20 protein-coding genes and 2 pseudogenes are annotated in these 15,911 nt (G+C 37.6%); 6 read left to right on the top strand and 16 right to left on the bottom strand.

What is annotated here, in order from left to right; genetic code table 11:
- Positions 1–9 precede the first annotated feature (9 nt).
- The 3 genes and pseudogenes from HGD76_RS12085 to HGD76_RS12075 all read right to left on the bottom strand — a co-directional run.
- Positions 10–924, bottom strand: a complete 915-nt coding sequence (locus HGD76_RS12085) for a hypothetical protein (RefSeq protein ID WP_168695919.1) — start codon at positions 922–924, stop codon at positions 10–12.
- A 21-nt stretch (positions 925–945) separates the two neighbouring features.
- Positions 946–1,596, bottom strand: coding sequence for an alpha-ketoglutarate-dependent dioxygenase AlkB family protein (locus HGD76_RS12080; RefSeq protein WP_168695918.1), 651 nt, complete (start codon positions 1,594–1,596; stop codon positions 946–948).
- Positions 1,597–1,682: 86 nt separating this feature from the next.
- Positions 1,683–1,904 (bottom strand): annotated as a pseudogene (locus HGD76_RS12075) (cobaltochelatase subunit CobN); the annotation flags it as partial.
- Positions 1,905–2,094: 190 nt separating this feature from the next.
- Here HGD76_RS12075 and HGD76_RS12070 point away from each other — a divergent pair.
- Positions 2,095–2,310, top strand: coding sequence for a hypothetical protein (locus HGD76_RS12070; RefSeq protein WP_041458214.1), 216 nt, complete (start codon positions 2,095–2,097; stop codon positions 2,308–2,310).
- A 26-nt stretch (positions 2,311–2,336) separates the two neighbouring features.
- On the top strand, positions 2,337–2,477 hold the full coding sequence (locus HGD76_RS12065) for a type II toxin-antitoxin system RelE family toxin (RefSeq protein ID WP_233467234.1): 141 nt from the start codon (positions 2,337–2,339) through the stop codon (positions 2,475–2,477).
- A gap of 165 nt (positions 2,478–2,642) precedes the next feature.
- Here HGD76_RS12065 and HGD76_RS12060 read toward each other — a convergent pair whose 3' ends face one another.
- Genes HGD76_RS12060 through HGD76_RS12050 form a run of 3 tightly spaced genes read right to left on the bottom strand, consistent with a single transcriptional unit; the run spans position 2,643 to position 3,426 of the window.
- Positions 2,643–2,855 carry a type II toxin-antitoxin system HicB family antitoxin gene (locus tag HGD76_RS12060; protein ID WP_148761421.1) on the bottom strand — a complete coding sequence of 71 codons (213 nt, stop codon included), beginning with the start codon at positions 2,853–2,855 and terminating at the stop codon, positions 2,643–2,645.
- 1 nt (position 2,856) lies between these two features.
- Complete coding sequence (locus tag HGD76_RS12055; protein WP_039203750.1) at positions 2,857–3,105, bottom strand: type II toxin-antitoxin system HicA family toxin; 249 nt, start codon at positions 3,103–3,105, stop codon at positions 2,857–2,859.
- Positions 3,106–3,132: 27 nt separating this feature from the next.
- Complete coding sequence (locus HGD76_RS12050; protein ID WP_168695917.1) at positions 3,133–3,426, bottom strand: hypothetical protein; 294 nt, start codon at positions 3,424–3,426, stop codon at positions 3,133–3,135.
- Between the two features lie 65 nt (positions 3,427–3,491).
- On the opposite strand from HGD76_RS12050, the gene HGD76_RS12045 reads away from it, so the two are divergent.
- The 4 genes from HGD76_RS12045 to HGD76_RS12030 all read left to right on the top strand — a co-directional run bounded on the left by HGD76_RS12045 (position 3,492) and on the right by HGD76_RS12030 (position 5,412).
- Complete coding sequence (locus tag HGD76_RS12045) at positions 3,492–3,734, top strand: ribbon-helix-helix domain-containing protein (RefSeq protein WP_148761439.1); 243 nt, start codon at positions 3,492–3,494, stop codon at positions 3,732–3,734.
- Between the two features lie 5 nt (positions 3,735–3,739).
- The gene (locus HGD76_RS12040; protein ID WP_233467193.1) at positions 3,740–4,069 is read left to right on the top strand and encodes a type II toxin-antitoxin system RelE/ParE family toxin; all 330 of its coding nucleotides are present in this window, start codon (positions 3,740–3,742) and stop codon (positions 4,067–4,069) included.
- 4 nt (positions 4,070–4,073) lie between these two features.
- Positions 4,074–4,544, top strand: a complete 471-nt coding sequence (locus tag HGD76_RS12035) for a hypothetical protein (protein ID WP_168694546.1) — start codon at positions 4,074–4,076, stop codon at positions 4,542–4,544.
- Positions 4,545–4,611: 67 nt separating this feature from the next.
- Positions 4,612–5,412 carry a hypothetical protein gene (locus tag HGD76_RS12030; protein WP_168695916.1) on the top strand — a complete coding sequence of 267 codons (801 nt, stop codon included), beginning with the start codon at positions 4,612–4,614 and terminating at the stop codon, positions 5,410–5,412.
- A 13-nt stretch (positions 5,413–5,425) separates the two neighbouring features.
- Here HGD76_RS12030 and HGD76_RS12025 read toward each other — a convergent pair whose 3' ends face one another.
- The 10 genes and pseudogenes from HGD76_RS12025 to HGD76_RS11980 all read right to left on the bottom strand — a co-directional run bounded on the left by HGD76_RS12025 (position 5,426) and on the right by HGD76_RS11980 (position 15,667).
- Complete coding sequence (locus tag HGD76_RS12025) at positions 5,426–6,601, bottom strand: DNA cytosine methyltransferase (RefSeq protein ID WP_168695915.1); 1,176 nt, start codon at positions 6,599–6,601, stop codon at positions 5,426–5,428.
- Positions 6,602–6,728: 127 nt separating this feature from the next.
- Entirely contained in the window at positions 6,729–7,304 is a 576-nt protein-coding gene (locus HGD76_RS12020; protein ID WP_168695914.1) for a Uma2 family endonuclease, read from the bottom strand.
- Positions 7,305–7,322: 18 nt separating this feature from the next.
- The gene (locus HGD76_RS12015) at positions 7,323–7,631 is read right to left on the bottom strand and encodes a HigA family addiction module antitoxin (protein WP_168695913.1); all 309 of its coding nucleotides are present in this window, start codon (positions 7,629–7,631) and stop codon (positions 7,323–7,325) included.
- A 140-nt stretch (positions 7,632–7,771) separates the two neighbouring features.
- Positions 7,772–7,984 (bottom strand): type II toxin-antitoxin system HicB family antitoxin, encoded by a 213-nt coding sequence (locus tag HGD76_RS12010; RefSeq protein ID WP_168695912.1) that lies wholly within the window; start codon positions 7,982–7,984, stop codon positions 7,772–7,774.
- 1 nt (position 7,985) lies between these two features.
- Complete coding sequence (locus tag HGD76_RS12005) at positions 7,986–8,234, bottom strand: type II toxin-antitoxin system HicA family toxin (RefSeq protein WP_168695911.1); 249 nt, start codon at positions 8,232–8,234, stop codon at positions 7,986–7,988.
- A gap of 167 nt (positions 8,235–8,401) precedes the next feature.
- Positions 8,402–8,818, bottom strand: a complete 417-nt coding sequence (locus HGD76_RS12000) for a hypothetical protein (RefSeq protein ID WP_168357577.1) — start codon at positions 8,816–8,818, stop codon at positions 8,402–8,404.
- A gap of 12 nt (positions 8,819–8,830) precedes the next feature.
- Positions 8,831–9,207 (bottom strand): annotated as a pseudogene (locus HGD76_RS11995) (papain fold toxin domain-containing protein).
- 171 nt (positions 9,208–9,378) lie between these two features.
- Complete coding sequence (locus HGD76_RS11990) at positions 9,379–10,218, bottom strand: TdeIII family type II restriction endonuclease (protein ID WP_168357576.1); 840 nt, start codon at positions 10,216–10,218, stop codon at positions 9,379–9,381.
- A gap of 8 nt (positions 10,219–10,226) precedes the next feature.
- Entirely contained in the window at positions 10,227–11,606 is a 1,380-nt protein-coding gene (locus HGD76_RS11985) for a DNA cytosine methyltransferase (RefSeq protein WP_168695910.1), read from the bottom strand.
- Positions 11,607–11,680: 74 nt separating this feature from the next.
- Entirely contained in the window at positions 11,681–15,667 is a 3,987-nt protein-coding gene (locus tag HGD76_RS11980; protein ID WP_168695909.1) for a magnesium chelatase subunit H, read from the bottom strand.
- Positions 15,668–15,911 lie beyond the last annotated feature (244 nt).

The following is a 15,911-nucleotide window of genomic DNA, read 5'->3' as shown; positions in this document are numbered from 1 at the left end:
TTGAAGCAACTAATATGGGATATCATCATCTAATAAATCTTCACTACTATATTCACCTTTACAAATCACCAGAAATAAAAATCTAATTCGGTAACGAGGAATTAAACCATCTTCCCCAGTTAGTAGATTTTGTCTAACTATCTCAGGAATTTTTAAGGAAGAAGCAATTTCTAATTCACCCCGTTCAATAATTTGATAATCATTTCTTTGATTAGCAATTTTAGCAATATCCTCTAATATTCTCCGATTTTGATCATAAGCAAGCAAATCACCAATAATAATAAAACTATTTAAGGGAGCGCAATCAAGTAAAAACTTGATATTTTCTTGAGTAGTAGATGTATTCCATATTTCATTTAGACAATTTTGAAATATAAAAAGATGGCAATTACTAATAACTTCTGTTATTGGATCAAAGGTATTAGGTGAACATAAATCTAGCTTGCGAACTACTCCAGAAATATCTCCTTTCCATAGTTTGGGAACTACAAAATTTTTGGTAACTTCTCGACTCAATTTCCATTGCTCAGAGGCGATATCATAAATCTGAACTATAATAGATTTAGTTTGCTGAGAATGTTCTGTAAGAAATTGAGTTAAACCAGCTACTTCAGGACATGGACCAGCACCAAAAAAGCAAGCGTTTATCTGTTCTGGAAAAGTGAATATTTCTGGAGATAGTCGCAGAATTTCCAAAGTCATTTGGACATAGTGCGGATAGTAGCGAATTAAATAAGCTGCTTGAACTTGAGGATCAGAATAATCTACTTTTACCGTATTTGAGCGATAGGATTTCCATAGGTATTTTGCAGCATTTTGTAAAGATTTAAGATAACTCTCAAATGTCTGATGAAGATTGGGATTATAAAAATCTGGTGAGTTTTTTAATCCTTCTAAAATATACTCGTATAATTTTTCCATCAAATTGATACACCCTGAGTTAAATTAGTGAATAATTCTAAATGTTAAATTGATTCGTGGCTGAATTTCTTTAGCTGTTTTAGCAATTTGGTGTTGCCAAAAATGCTGAGTTTCACCTTGCATTAGCAGAAAACTACCACTAGCTAAATCAATATCAATCTTGTAATTTTTTGAATGCTTATGTCGTAAGGAAAAACGACGAGTTGCACCAAAACTAACTGAGGCAATTATGGGATTTTCCCCTAATTCGGGTTCATCATCACTATGCCAGGAAACACTATCTTTACCATCACGATATAAATTGATAAGAACACTATTAAAACTAATTTGTGCAATTTGCTCAATTTTAGATTTAATTAATTTCAATGTAGGATTCCAATGTTCTGGATGTTGTTCTATGCCAGAATAAGTATAGGATTTTCCTTCATCTCCATACCATGCTGTCAATCTTGGTATAGGCATTTGCTTACCAAAAAATTGGATTATTTCTTGTTTCCAGTTAACACTAGAATATAAATCTGAAAAAAGCTGATTACTTTCTTTGGTGCTAAAAAAATTCGGATATAATATTACTTCTCCATCAGTAGAAATAATAGTTTTTTTGTTAACCTGATTTTCTAATACCAGGTTATTAGTATCTGGTAGATAATCCCAAAGACTGATTTGATTATACATGATTTGATTAAATCTCCGTAATTATACATTTAGTGAAATCATCAAACTGAAGAATTTAGGCAGGTAAAAAACCTGCCCATTTAAACCTATTCTATACCCTCAATCCGATTTTCCACCTCCTGATACAACTCCCGTAACCGGTCTAAATTCTCCTCACTCGTCTCCCAATAACCGCGTCCATTCATTTCCAACAAAGTAGAAACAATCTTGCGGAAAGAATGAGGATTGAGATTCATGAGACGCTTTTGCATTTCCTCATCTTTAATGAAAGTCTCATTCGTGTCCTCATAAACCCAGTTATCCACAGCGCTTCGCTATCGCACCTCTCACATTCCCAAAACAGCGATACCTTCGGTCAGCTTCGCTATCGCATCCCCACATCCTCAAACAGCGATTCCTAGGTCGCGCTGAGTGCAAGGCACACGCTACGCGAACGCTATCGCAATATTTTCTCTGAACTGGTATAATCATTCCTATAGTTCACTGTTTAAAGAAACTATGCAAATTAAAGAAATGACGGCGGAACAGTTACAAAACCTAATCCGTACTACTGTAGATGAAATGCTAGATGAATACTTCGGTGATCCTGATGAGGATAAGGAAATTAAAGAATCATTCAAGCAAAGTTTATTGGAAATCCGGCGTAAACGTCAAGAAGGAAGACCTACTATTCCTCTAGCCGAAGTTTATAAAAGGTACGGGATAGAACGTTAAATGAGTTAAGTGTCAATTTTGAGCAGATAACTCCTCTATCTCTTACAGGTCAATGGTCAGGTTTTTATAAGTTAAGAGTGGGTGATTATCGAGTTATTTATGAGTTAGATATAGAAGAACAATTAATCATTATCATTAGAATTGGTCATCGTAGAGAAATTTATTAGATCAACATCCCCAAAAAGCGATTCCTAGGTCGCGCTATCTCTATTCCTTCGGAACGCTATGCGAACGAGACGCTACCGCGAACGCGATCGCACTCCCACACCTCCCAAAACAGCGATTCCTGCGGAGCGCTTCGCTATCGCACTCCCACATCCCAAAAGCATCAATTAAGCAGACATTAAACGCTGTGTAGGTTCAGGAATTTTTCGACCTAACTCTTGAGCAGTTTCTATCCATTCCTGCATAATAATTTCTATATTTTGCAGTGCTTTTTGATAAGTTTCTCCATCAGCAGCACATCCCGGTAAATCTGGAACTTCTGCGATAAATGATTGGTCTTGTTCACTCCAATAGAGATTAATTTCATATCGCATAGTCATCTTAACCTCCTAGCTGATATTTAAGTAACATTTCACGAACTTGTTTAACTTGATATGCTTTGGCTTTTCCTTGTTTGGGTTGAAGGTTCAAGATTTCCTCAATTCCTTCTTTTGTGAAAATGTGGTGACTTCCACGAATTCTTTCATCAAATCCTAATCTGATTAAGAGTTGACACAATTGCTCAAAGGATATATTTGTGTCAGATGCGCCTGATAGAATTTTAGCTAATAGCTTGTCTTGTTGACTCACAAGTTATGATTTTATTAACTCAAATGTTTATAATAACCGAAAGCGATTCCTAGGTCGCGCTTCGCTATCGCACCCTTCCCACATCCCCAAACAGTGATCGCTCTCCCACATTCCCAAAACAGCGATTCCTACGGAGCGCTTCGCTATCGCACCCCCACACATCCCAAAAGCGATCGCATTCCCACATCCTAAAACAGCGATACCTTCGGTCAGCTTCGCTATCGCATCCCAACATCCCAAAACAGCGATACCTTCGGTCAGCTTCGCTATCGCATCCCACACATCCCTAAAAGCGATTCCTACGGAGCGCCTCGCTATCACCTAAATTCATCACCAGAATAAAAAATGATAAGATACTAATAAGATTTTATTCATATTAGTATCTTATGAATGTGAGTTTTCCGATACCAAAAGAACTTGAGTCTTATCTTGAGGTTCAGCTTCAATCTGGCAATTATGATACTGTAGCGGACTATTTTTTGATGTTGTTACAGCAAGATCAACGGCGTAAGGATGCTCAAGCAAAATTAGCTAGTTTGTTGCAAGAAGGTTTGGACTCAGAAGCTGAACCTGTAACTCCTGAATATTGGCAGGATTTGCGCCGATCAATCTTTGGTGCGGCGCAGTAGTAATTATGGCTTTTCAGGTAATTGTTCGTAATCGTGCTACTCAAGATATCAGACAACAAGCAAATTATATTTTGGTGAATGGCAATCGGGAATCAGGGGAAAAGTTTTTGGAGTTTGTTGAGTCTGCTTTTGCTCAATTGGCAATAACTCCCAATATGGGTAAGGTTGTGTCGTCTTTATCTGATATGGGAGCAATTCGTCAGTGGCGGATTAAGAATTTTAAGGACTATTTGATTTTTTATAAAGTTCAAGAGGAACGGGTGGAGGTTCTACGGGTTTTGCATGGAGCGAGAGATTTAGAGGATCTCTTGCCATTCTTAAATGAGGAAGTTTAATTTTTTGATTCCTACGGAGCGCTTCGCTATCGCACTCCGCATCCTCAAACAGCGATCGCACCCCCACATTTCCAAAAGCGATCGCATCCCACACATCCCCAAAAGCGATTCCTACGGAGCGCTTCGCTATCGCATTCCCCACATCCTCAACAAGCGATCGCACCCCCACATCTCCAAACAGCGATTCCTGCGGAGCGCTTCGCTATCGCACTCCCACATCCCAAAACAGCGATTCCTGCGGAGCGCTTCGCTATCGCACTCCCAAACCCCAAACAGCGATCTCATTCCCATACCCCCAAACAGCGATTCCTGCGGAGCGCTTCGCTATCGCACTCCCAAACCCCAAAAGCGATTCCTACGGAGCGCTTCGCTATCGCACTCCCCGCATCCCCAAAAGCAACCTAGCGATCGCAATTGCATAGTATTTTTGTACCTATTAAGATTTTACACCAACAATCAAATACAATTTCCGTAGATATGACAGTTTAGGGGGTAATTTTGGGTAATACTAAGAAAGCTCAATAAGTTAAATATAGCTTTGTATGTCTACTGAATTAACTGCTGAAACTTTAATCCCACTTTCTGTCCAAGAACGGAAAGCACTAATTTTGCATCATGCTTCATTAATTGATGTGACTCACATCGCAGATGAAGATTTACACATAGCATATAAATATGGAATAATTATTTCCTCAATAGCACCAGCTTACTTTCAATATCAAATTGCACAAGACAAGCAGAATGGATCTGTTTTAGAATTAGATAGACAATCTCAGTTAATTAGTAGTAAAACTGAAAAATTCGCAGATGATTTTATTGAGTGGTTAAAACTCGACTTTGAAAAGAAAAATTCAATAATTAAGGATCATCCTAACCCATCCAATCTTTTTGAACTCTGTGGAGCTAAATTGCTAGTTACTAGCAACTCAGTGACAAGAAGTCTGAGTACAACAATGGGAAGTCTCTGGGAAAAGATATCTGATATTAGTCCTTGTATTATTATTAACCCAGAATTTGAATTTGGAATTAAAATTACTGGAATTGATATTCTACTCTTTTCGGAAGAAACAGTTAAGTTTGCACAACTAAAAACTCTAAAAGGAACATTGACTGGTTCGCAAGTACCAAGAGCAAAAAAAGAATTAAGCATTCATAAAAACTCTTTGTTTATAGCAGCTTTTGATTTAGGTAAATGGACTTTTTCAAATAGAAGTAACATTCCTCGTATTGCTGGTAAACCATTTTGGAATATGATTTGCATGGATTATGATCTAGTTGAAAATCATATCCGAGATATGTTACAGAAAATTGATCAAGCATTTGCTGAATTAGCCACAAAATAAATAGTTACCAAATCTATAGAGAAAAAAGTGAAAGTTGTTCAGATATCTCTTTACCTTTTGCTTTGTTTCCTTGAATTAAGTTGAAAAGATAACTCCCAAGTTCTTTCGCAAGTAATACCGGAACTGCATTACCAATTTGTTTGTATTTAGAACTGACAGAACCATAAAAAATCCAATCATCGGGAAAAGTTTGAATTCTTGCAGATTCACGGACAGTTAAAGAACGTAATTCTACAGGATGACACATATCTGTAGCTTTTTGGTGTGGACTTGTTGTAATTGTTGGAGAAGGTTTATCCCAAGATAATCTTCTATAAAAACCCACTTTTCCACCTCCCGAATTATAAGCACCTCCCATAGCTTCTTGTTTTAATTCTTCTGGTAAATGCTTCCAGTTTTGTCCAGCTTCCAATAATCTTAAATATTTTAAGCGACTTTCTGGATAAGCCATAAATTCTTGTTCTGTATCAACTAAATCTATTATAGCATCTTCTAAAGTTCGCCATTTAGGTAAAATTTTACCATCTTTGCAATATTTGGGAATAGGAAATGTAGCAGCTTCACCATCTCTAGAACCAATAAATACTACACGCGCTCTATTCTGTGGAACGCCATAATCTGCGGCTTCTAAAAGGTTATAAACGACGTTGTAGCCTATTTCCTTCATTTCTGATAATACTACTTTTAAAGCAGCACCAGCTATTTCATCAACTTCTAAGGGTGGGTAATCTTTTCCTCTTTGGTTAATTGGTCTATGACGAAGTGGAGCAGAAAGCAAACCTTTGACATTTTCCATTAAGAAAAAACGGGGTTGGACTTCTTCAACGATGCGAACAAAGTCCATGAATAAACTACCGCGAGGGTCCATAACTGAACCTCTTTTCCCTGCGGTACTAAATGGCTGACAAGGTGGACCACCAGTTACTAAATCTACTTCTCCTGGTTGTAAAGCACGTCCTAAATTTAAAACCATTCCCCCTTCTTCAAGTAATTCTTGAGAACTGACGTTTTGTATTTCTCTGGGAATAGCACTTTCCTGCAAAAATGGACGATTAAGCGCAATTGTTTTTGTAGCATCACGGTCTTTTTCTACTACACTTACTGTATAAAATCCTGCTTGTTCCATACCCAAATCTAGACCGAAAGCACCTGTAAATAAGGAAATAGAAATAGCTTTACCATCTATCATTCTTGTTCCCAACAATTACTAAAATCAATAGTTATATAATGAGATGTATAAGGAACTTGCTCATATATGACTAGTTAGATTAAGTGTATCACTTTTTGGAGATAAATAGATTTAATAATTGTAAACATTACCAAATCATCCCCAAATTCAAAACAAAACCCTTTAAAACATCTTCCCCCGAAACCGTAGCAGGAGAATCTAAAACCTCAACCTCCTTACCTGGTCTATAAATTTTCACCTGACAAGATTTACGATTAATTAATATACCCAAACGTACACCATTATCTATATATTCCTTCATCTTTTCCTGTGTAGTTTTCAAACTATCACTAGGAGAAAGTAACTCAATGACAAAATCAGGACAAATGGGAGGAAACTTTTCCTTTTCTTCTTTAGTTAAATTATTCCATTTTTCCAACTTTATCCAAGCAGCACTAGGAGAACGAATCGCACCATTTGGTAAAATAAAACCGACATCAGAACCAAAAACTACACCTTGTGATTTGTCATCGTTCCAATTTGCTAATTGAGCAGTTAAACCAGAATTAATATTGCCAGTTATACCACCCAATAAAGGCTTTAATATCAGACTACCATCAGCATTACGTTCAATTTTGATTAATTCATTAATTTGACATAATTCAAAAAATTGATCATCAGTTATTTGAATTGATGGAGGTAGATAGAGAGTGATAAAATCCATATTTATTCTACACTAATGTCATAATGTCATAACTTTATTATATTCTTCCTGATGACTTTGCAAAGCATCCCAAACATCAACTTTTTGCTGAAGATTCAACCACAGTCTCGGTCCATTACCTAAAGCTTTACCAAGACGAATAGCAATATCTACAGTAATGGATTTTTCACCATTAATAATTTCTTGAATTGTTTGATGAGATATTCCTAAAACTTCGGCAAAATCGTGATAATTAACTTCTAAATCATCTAAAGTATCTGCAATTACTTCACCTGGATGTATTGGTCTTGCTAATCTCTCATCAGTAATATTTTGCCAATTATTCATAATTAATACTCCTTGAATATTTCAGCCCACAGCATATGCTGACATACATATCTATCATTATATTGCTTATTCCATAATTACAGTACCAAAAAGCGATTCCTACGGAGCGCTTCGCTATCGCACATCCACGAAAGCATCAATTAAGCAGACATTAAACGCTGTGTAGGTTCAGGAATTTTTCGACCTAACTCTTGAGCAGTTTCTATCCATTCCTGCATAATAATTTCTATATTTTGCAGTGCTTTTTGATAAGTTTCTCCATCAGCAGCACATCCCGGTAAATCTGGAACTTCTGCGATAAATGCTTGGTCTTCTTCACTCCAATAGAGATTAATTTCATAGCGCAGAGTCATCTTAACCTCCTAGCTGATATTTAAGTAACATTTCCCGGACTTGTTTAGCTTGATATGCTTTGGCTTTTCCTTGTTTGGGTTGAAAGTTCAAGATTTCTTCAACTCCTTCTTTTGTAAAAATGTGGTGACTACCACGAATTCTTTCATCAAATCCTAATCTGATTAAGAGTTGACACAATTGCTCAAAGGATATATTTGTGTCAGATGCGCCTGATAGAATTTTAGCTGATAGCTTGTCTTGTTGACTCACAAGTTATAATTTTATTGACTTAAATGCTTATAATAACCGAAAGCGATACCTTAGGTAAGCTTCGCTATCGCACTCCCAACATCCCAAAATAATCCCCAAACAGCGAACTGCTTGCAGCAGCGCTTCGCTATCGCATCCCACATCCCAAATAGCGATATCTCAAGTAATTATACAGTCACTCTCTCTTGTGTTAGTGAAAGATTTGATTCAGTAAGTTTTTCTTGACTCATCTCCTCTCTTGTAGCACTTTCGCTATTACAAAATTGATCAAATAATTCAAAAAAGTTATTTAGTGCATCTCTTTCATCCGCAGAATAAAAAAGAATAATACTATCCCATCCATGCGAAGAACTAATTTTAAATCTTGTCTGTACCCATTCTTGAAATTGATTAAATTCTAGCTCTTGTTGAGTTGGTGGTAAACCTAAATCTGACCTAGATCCCATATATCCATCTAAAAAAGCTCTTAGTCGAGTAATTGAACATTGACCTAGAAACATTCCTGGTCTTTGTTTAATTCTTTGGAGCATTTCATAGAAATATTCATCGGGAATTAGAGTAATACTATGATGATTGTTTTCCATAATCTTTAACACCTAAAAAGTTTCTTCTGTGATTTGGAACTGCTGCCCGTTATACAGTTTATTATAAAACAGTAAGTTAGCTAACCATTGATTTTTGGTGATTCCATCAGGGTGATGATTATCAAATATCATTTCTACTCCATCTATTATAATCATAATACCTTGATGACGACCATTAATAGAGATTGCATCCCCAGAAACACTTTCATCATAGATATAACTATCGCGTCCTATTCCTGAACCTGTATAAGTTTTAGCCGCTTTCCCGAAATTCTCTGTGATACCAAGTAATCTTGGATAGCTTGAGCGCATTCAACACATTCCAGATTCTTATATTTGGCAATAATTTCTTTAACTTTGTAGATTTGCTCAATACTAATTGGAATCAAGTTTTCTCCTAAAGAGTCAAAGATAAGTGGTTATTTTATCACTAAAGCGATCGCTGCGGAGCATTTCGCTACACCCACAAAAAGCGAACTGCTTGCAGCAGCGCAACGCTTACGCACTCCCACACCCCAAAACAGCGATCGCTTTGATAAACTTCCAAAAATGGCAACGTCTTAAAATCCAAAAGCTAAAGTATCCAACATATATTTACTTTTTTCACGTCCAACCTCTAGATAAATTTCTAGCAGTTCCTCATAAGCAGTTGCTCCCCCCACAATATTCCAAAACTCATTTCCGATAACAACAGCTTCATCAAAAGGTAAATAACTTTTTGCGTGCGTCCATTTATAATCAACTTTAGTTGCACCATAAGGATTATAAGGCATTGCATAATAAGCTTGTGCTTTAGGACGGTTAACCCCGTGCAGTAAATGAAACCTCAACAAACGTTGTAAAACTTCTAAACATTGTCCTTTGTTGGGTTTGGGAGCTTTGATTTCAAAGAAAAATTCTGTCCCATCTTTTGCAAGAATATAAAGATCAACACGAGCTATTTTTAGCTCTAAATCATTACTACCACGAGCATTCATCACTGCTGTTATCATCTGCTCAAAAGATGGTTTTTCTTTTTCCTGCTTTGCGGCAGATTCGTAATTTTGTTTTTGAAGTTCAGCTTCTGCAAAAGCTGCAATACTTACCTGATTTTTAATATCGTAACCACGACGGACATCTTGATGATGTTCGAGAGCAATTAAACGAGCGCATTCTTCAAAAGAATTACCTAATTTTGTACTTAAACCTCTTTCAAATTGATTAATACGTATTAGTTCTGGAGGAATAAGTGCTGCTTGAAATGGTTTTAATTCTCCATTAGATGATGATCTTGATAAATACTCTTCTGCACTGGTGGGCTTTAAAATTTTACGCCCTTTATACTCATCTATAAGACCCTTGATAAAACCTTCTAGATAACCTTTAATTTCTGCACGAGTTTTTGAACTAATAGCTGTCATATTCAAAATTAAACCGATAGAATGATTGTTAACAATGCCTTTGCTAAATGGTAAATAACAGGAATAGAAACTGCATTACCAAATTGATGTTTGGCTGTATTTTCATTATCCGCTATTTTGAAACTTTTAGGAAATCCTTGTAATCTTGCGTAATTTTCTGCGGTTAAAGGTTTAAATCGTTTTGGTTGATAAATTTTTTTGATAAATGTTTGCTTATATGCTTCAGGTTCTTCACATTCTATAGATATAGTAGCCACATAATCTCTTGTTCCAGTTGCGGTTAAAGTTCCAATCGCATCAGCATGAGGTAAAAATATTTTAGAAATTCCGTTAATTCCTGAAGAAATTTTAGAATTTACAAATTCATAACCTTTCCCTTCTACAAGACGAAGAATTGCTTTATCTACTAAGCTGTTGATTTCTTCAATCTGTAAATTAGAAATTAAATATTCTAAAACTTCAAATTTTAAAGGATTACCATCTTTTTCACCATAAATTTTCTTTCTTCTATTTTTTAAAATAGTTTGACATATTAACTTTTCTCTATAACTTGTTTCTATTAATTCCCAAGAATGAATTGTAGTATGTCCATCTCTAATATCAGCAAAAGTAAAGAAATCGTTTAATTCATCTATTTTTTGGAATCTGCCTCTAGAAGCTGGAATTTTGCCATCATTAAATAAAACTTCTGGAGGAAATTTCTTTTTAGGAAAATTACTTTTTTCAATTCCAGGAATTATATCATAAAGTTTTAAGCGTTTATTTAATGGTTTAGGAAAAGTAAACCCCCAACAATTTACAATATCATTTCTAATACCAACAATAAATATTCTGTCTCTATCTTGAGGTAACCCAAAATCATAGGAATTTAGCACCTGATATTTAACTATATAGCCAAATGATGTTAAATTACTAAGTATATATTCTAAACTTTGTCTGTTTCTTGGCTCGGTTAAACCCTTGACATTCTCAAATATAAATGATTTAGGTTTATTGACTTCTACAACTCTAAAAACATCAAGCCATAGTTTACCTCTGGGGTCATCTAAACCTTGCATTTTACCTGCTATAGACCAAGGTTGACAAGGCACACCACCAACTATCAAATCTATTTCAAAAGGTAATTTGTTTAAATTTGTAATATCTCCTAAATATGGTTCATCTGCATTATGATCACTAATAAAATTATTTTTATAAACCTTAATAGCTTCTTTATCTATTTCTGAATATCCTAAACAAATTCCTCCTAATTCTTCTAAAGGAATTCTAAATCCACCTATTCCAGCAAATAAATCTACAAATGTAAACTTTCTTGTACAACTTATAATTTTAGTCGGTTGGAATAATTGAAATAATTCTAATTGTTGAGCATAAACACTTGTGTTCATATTTTTTGTTAATATTACTAATTCGACATTTAATATAACGGATTAAGGCAGGTAAAAAACCTGCCCATGTAATCCTATTCTATACCCTCAATCCGATTTTCCACCTCCTGATACAACTCTCTCAACTTGTCTAAATTCTCCTCGCTAGTCTCCCAATAACCGCGTCCATTCATTTCCAACAAAGTAGAAACAATCTTGCGGAAAGAATGAGGATTGAGATTCATGAGACGCTTTTGCATTTCCTCATCTTTGATGAAAGTCTCATTCGTGTCCTCATAAACCCAGTTATCTACAGCGCCAGCAGTCGCACTCCAACCAGTGGTATTTACCAACCGTTTAGAAAGTTCCCGCACACCTTCGTAACCGTGAGACAACATCCCCTCATACCATTTGGGATTTAACAACTTAGTCCGCGCATCTAAACGCACAGTTTCTGATAAACTTCTGACCTGTGCATTCGCAGTAGTTGTATCTGCAATGTAAGATGCTGGTTTCTTACCATCTGCACGCAGACTTGCTACTAACTTAGTAGGATCAGAGTCAAAATAATGGGAAACATCTGTTAAACTGATTTCCGAAGAATCGAGATTCTGGAAAGTTGCATCAGCAGTTTTCAAAGTAGTTTCAAAAATCTCTCTTGACTCATCCATAACCCCAGGATTATCCGAATTGAAAGAGAAAGATTTGCGCTTCAAATACATTTCCTGTAACTCAGCTTCACTATCCCAAGTGCTATTCTCCACCGCTAAGTTAATATTAGAAGAATAAGAACCAGAAGCATTAGAGAAAACGCGAGTTGCAGCTTGACGCAGATTTATTCCCATGTCCTCCGCTTGTTTCAAAGCGTGCTTGCGGACAAAGTTCATTTCCAAAGGTTCATCAGCTTCCGCAGCCATTTTCACACCTTGGTCAAGCAGGTTCATTTGGTTAATGAACAAGTCGCGGAATACACCAGAACAGTTAATGACAACATCAATTCTAGGACGACCCAACTCTGACAAAGGTATCAATTCCAACTTATTCACCCGTCCCAAAGCATCGGGTACTGGACGCACACCAATCATCCACATAATTTGGGCGAGGGATTCACCGTAGGTTTTGATGTTATCTGTACCCCAGAGGACACAGGCAATGGTTTCTGGCCAGTTGCCTTCATTTTCTGACTTGTTCCGTTCCAGCAACCTATCCACGACGATTTTCGCAGATTGAACTGCGGCAGAAGTGGGGATAGATTGGGGATCTAAAGCGTGAATATTTTTACCAGTGGGTAATACGTCAGGATTACGGATAGGATCTCCACCGGGTCCGGGGAGAATATATTCACCGGCTAAACCTTGGAGAAGTCCACCCAGTTCGTTATCTGCACAAACTTGTTTTAAGCAGAATTCCAAATATTCAAACAGGGGTTTCAACGCAGAGGTATCAACTTTGGTGTAACCTGATTGATGCAGTGATTCTAACCAAGGTTCTTTTCTACCCATGTACAAGAAATTCAACTTGGAAACCGCGATAACTCGACCTTCTGCGTCAATTTGTTCTTGAACTAATGCCGTTACAGCCGCACGGGTAGCGAGGGTGATATCTTGTAATAATTGCACATCTGCCAAAATTCCGGCATCATTGTTTCTGTAGATATCCTCAATGGTGCGTCCCAGACTTCTGGCAATAATTCCCGGTAAACCTTGAATTTCTTCCTCTTGCCGATCTAAACTAGCTATATTGACCAAAGTTGCGATCGCTTCTTCGGCACTAGGAGGTTTACCAATCACGTGCAGTCCACAAGGTAATAAGCGCGATTCAATCTCCATCAACCGCCGATAAACGCTACCAACGATATTATCCCGTTCTTCCGAAGACATATCCTTAGAATCGGTTTCTGGTAAATGAATATCCTTGTCTAAGTTGACAATGCGGCATTTATCCATGATGGAATTGACAATAGAAACGCCGCGTCCTGTGTCTTTCAAAGTTTGGTAAGAAGCAATTAACTCGCTGAGTTCCTTCAAACCCTTGTATAAACCAGCATTTTCCGCAGGTGGTGTCAGGTAAGAAATTGTTTCCGCGTAACTGCGACGTTTGGCAATTGTGGCTTCACTGGGGTTATTGGCTGCGTAATAATACAGATTGGGAATTGAGCCAATTAGTTGATCTGGGTAACAATCACCAGACATTCCCATTTGCTTACCAGGCATGAATTCCAATGAGCCATGTGTACCAAAGTGTAACACAGCATCAGCGCCCCAAATCCGTTCTAGATAGGTGTAGTAAGCTGCAAAACCGTGGTGCGGACTTGCAGAACGGGAGAATAACAACCGCATGGGGTCGCCTTCATAACCAAATGTTGGCTGCACACCAATGAAGACATTACCAAATTGTTTCCCGTAAATCAAGAGATTTTGTCCGTCGCTGTTGAGGTTTCCGGGAGGTGGTCCCCAGTTTTCTTCTAAACGTTGGGAGTAGGGTGTCAGTGCTTCATATTCTGGCACAGACATTTTGTAAGCAACGTTGAGTTCAGGACTGTTGTATTGTGCTTGTGCGTCGTGGATGACTTGTTCTAGCAACTCTTGGGGAGTTTCGGGAATGTCTCGTACATCGTAACCGTTGTTTTTCAGTCCTTTCATGACTTCATGGATAGAACCGAATACATCTAAATATGCGGCTGTACCCACGTTACCTTTGTCGGGGGGGAAGCTGAAAACAGTGATAGCAACTTTTTTGATTAATTTAGGTTTGCGGCGCAGAGTTGCCCATTTTAAGGCGCGCTGGGCAACTATTTCTACTCGGTCTTGTAAAGCGATCGCTTTCCCAGTTGCCCCATCTTTACCGGATAGGATAATCGGCTCAATTGCCCCGTCTAATTCAGGGATAGCAATCTGTAAAGCCACTTGAATGGGATGTAACCCCAAATCGCTATCTAGCCACTCTTCGGTGGTTTGGAAGACCAAAGGCAAGGCAACCATGTAAGGACGATTTAACCGTTTTAAGGCTTCAATAGCTTTAGGATGATCTTGTCTAGCGGGTCCACCCACCAAAGCGAAACCAGTTAAAGATACTACCGCATCTATTAACTGCATTTTTGTAATTGGTTCATAGAAGTAAGCTTCTATTGGTTTAGAGAAATCCAAACCACCTGCAAAAACAGGGAGAACTCTTGCCCCTAAAGATTCCAATTCCTGCACAATTGCCACATAATGGGCATCATCGCCGGTAACGAGGTGAGTCCGTTGTAAAACCAAACCTACACAGGGTGCAAGGGGGTCTTTCAGGTTACTAGAAATGTCCTTGCGAGCAGAATACCAGTTCAGATATTCTCGCACATCCTCAAACATAGTCGGCGCTAAAGGATGCCAAATCCCCATGTCGGGATAAACAACGGGTGCTTGATATTCAGCAGCAGCAAAGCTTTCTTTTTCCGCGCCTTTCAATACGTATTTATCAGCCAGCATCAGTAAAAAGTTTTCCAGGTTTTCCGCTGAACCACCTAGCCAATACTGAAAACTGAGCATGAAGTTTCTCGCGTCTTGTGCTTTTTCCATAGGGAGGAATTTCAGCACTTGGGGAAGTGTCCGCAATAACTTCAACATTCCGTCTTGGAAACCAGCGCCAGATTTTTCTTTGCGCTTCTTCATGAAGTTAGCGATAACGCTCTTGGATTGTCCTAACTGCGCCAAAGAGAAGCTACCCATTTTATTGAGGCGCATAACTTCGGGCATGGAGGGGAAGACAACCGACACATCTAGGTTATCACGATGGGGTTCAACTGCGGCAACTACTTTCTGTGCTAAGTCTTCTATAAAAATCAGAGAAGCAATGAATATATTAGCACTGGCTATATCACGTTTCAACTCCTCATAGTTTTCAGAGTTGCGTAGTTCTTCAATCAAGTATCCACTGATTTCTATGGCTACGCTGGGATGATTAGCGTTAATTTCCCGTACCGCTTGCGATAATGCACTTTGGTATTGGGATTCTAGCACGACATAGACAACCTTGATTAATTTACGTCCCCGTAAATCGTCAGGTGCAATATGTCTAATAGTGGACTTGACTTGGGTAAACATTCAAATAAGCTCCTTTCAAGCGTGTTCTCATGAAGTTGGTCACGGCATGGCCGTTTGTAACTTCAATTATCTTCGGCAATAAGAGTTTTTTAGCAGAAAACTCGGATTCTGTGGGGGTTTTGTCCTATATCTGACACAAAATGATATAGAAAACAACATATTTATTCATGAATCTTAACAAAGAATACAGGTTCTCTCACCTGTTTTTAAATTTTGTTTACATAGCTATGCTGTTATGTAATAA

The organism is Dolichospermum flos-aquae CCAP 1403/13F (assembly GCF_012516395.1).
In the GTDB taxonomy this organism is placed as follows: Bacteria; Cyanobacteriota; Cyanobacteriia; order Cyanobacteriales; family Nostocaceae; genus Dolichospermum; species Dolichospermum lemmermannii.
Note: the sequence above shows the minus strand (reverse complement) of the source record. Positions and strands in the feature narration are given on the sequence as shown.

What these genes read in the sequence shown, in the direction of transcription:
- HGD76_RS12080 (WP_168695918.1), bottom strand. Translation starts at nt 1,596, where the DNA reads ATGTATAATCAAATCAGTCTTTGGGATTATCTACCAGATACTAATAAC.
- HGD76_RS12070 (WP_041458214.1), top strand. Translation starts at nt 2,095, where the DNA reads ATGCAAATTAAAGAAATGACGGCGGAACAGTTACAAAACCTAATCCGT.
- HGD76_RS12060 (WP_148761421.1), bottom strand. Translation starts at nt 2,855, where the DNA reads ATGACTATGCGATATGAAATTAATCTCTATTGGAGTGAACAAGACCAA.
- HGD76_RS12045 (WP_148761439.1), top strand. Translation starts at nt 3,492, where the DNA reads ATGAATGTGAGTTTTCCGATACCAAAAGAACTTGAGTCTTATCTTGAG.
- HGD76_RS12040 (WP_233467193.1), top strand. Translation starts at nt 3,740, where the DNA reads ATGGCTTTTCAGGTAATTGTTCGTAATCGTGCTACTCAAGATATCAGA.
- HGD76_RS12030 (WP_168695916.1), top strand. Translation starts at nt 4,612, where the DNA reads ATGTCTACTGAATTAACTGCTGAAACTTTAATCCCACTTTCTGTCCAA.
- HGD76_RS12025 (WP_168695915.1), bottom strand. Translation starts at nt 6,601, where the DNA reads ATGATAGATGGTAAAGCTATTTCTATTTCCTTATTTACAGGTGCTTTC.
- HGD76_RS12020 (WP_168695914.1), bottom strand. Translation starts at nt 7,304, where the DNA reads ATGGATTTTATCACTCTCTATCTACCTCCATCAATTCAAATAACTGAT.
- HGD76_RS12015 (WP_168695913.1), bottom strand. Translation starts at nt 7,631, where the DNA reads ATGAATAATTGGCAAAATATTACTGATGAGAGATTAGCAAGACCAATA.
- HGD76_RS12010 (WP_168695912.1), bottom strand. Translation starts at nt 7,984, where the DNA reads ATGACTCTGCGCTATGAAATTAATCTCTATTGGAGTGAAGAAGACCAA.
- HGD76_RS12000 (WP_168357577.1), bottom strand. Translation starts at nt 8,818, where the DNA reads ATGGAAAACAATCATCATAGTATTACTCTAATTCCCGATGAATATTTC.
- HGD76_RS11990 (WP_168357576.1), bottom strand. Translation starts at nt 10,218, where the DNA reads ATGACAGCTATTAGTTCAAAAACTCGTGCAGAAATTAAAGGTTATCTA.
- HGD76_RS11985 (WP_168695910.1), bottom strand. Translation starts at nt 11,606, where the DNA reads ATGAACACAAGTGTTTATGCTCAACAATTAGAATTATTTCAATTATTC.
- HGD76_RS11980 (WP_168695909.1), bottom strand. Translation starts at nt 15,667, where the DNA reads ATGTTTACCCAAGTCAAGTCCACTATTAGACATATTGCACCTGACGAT.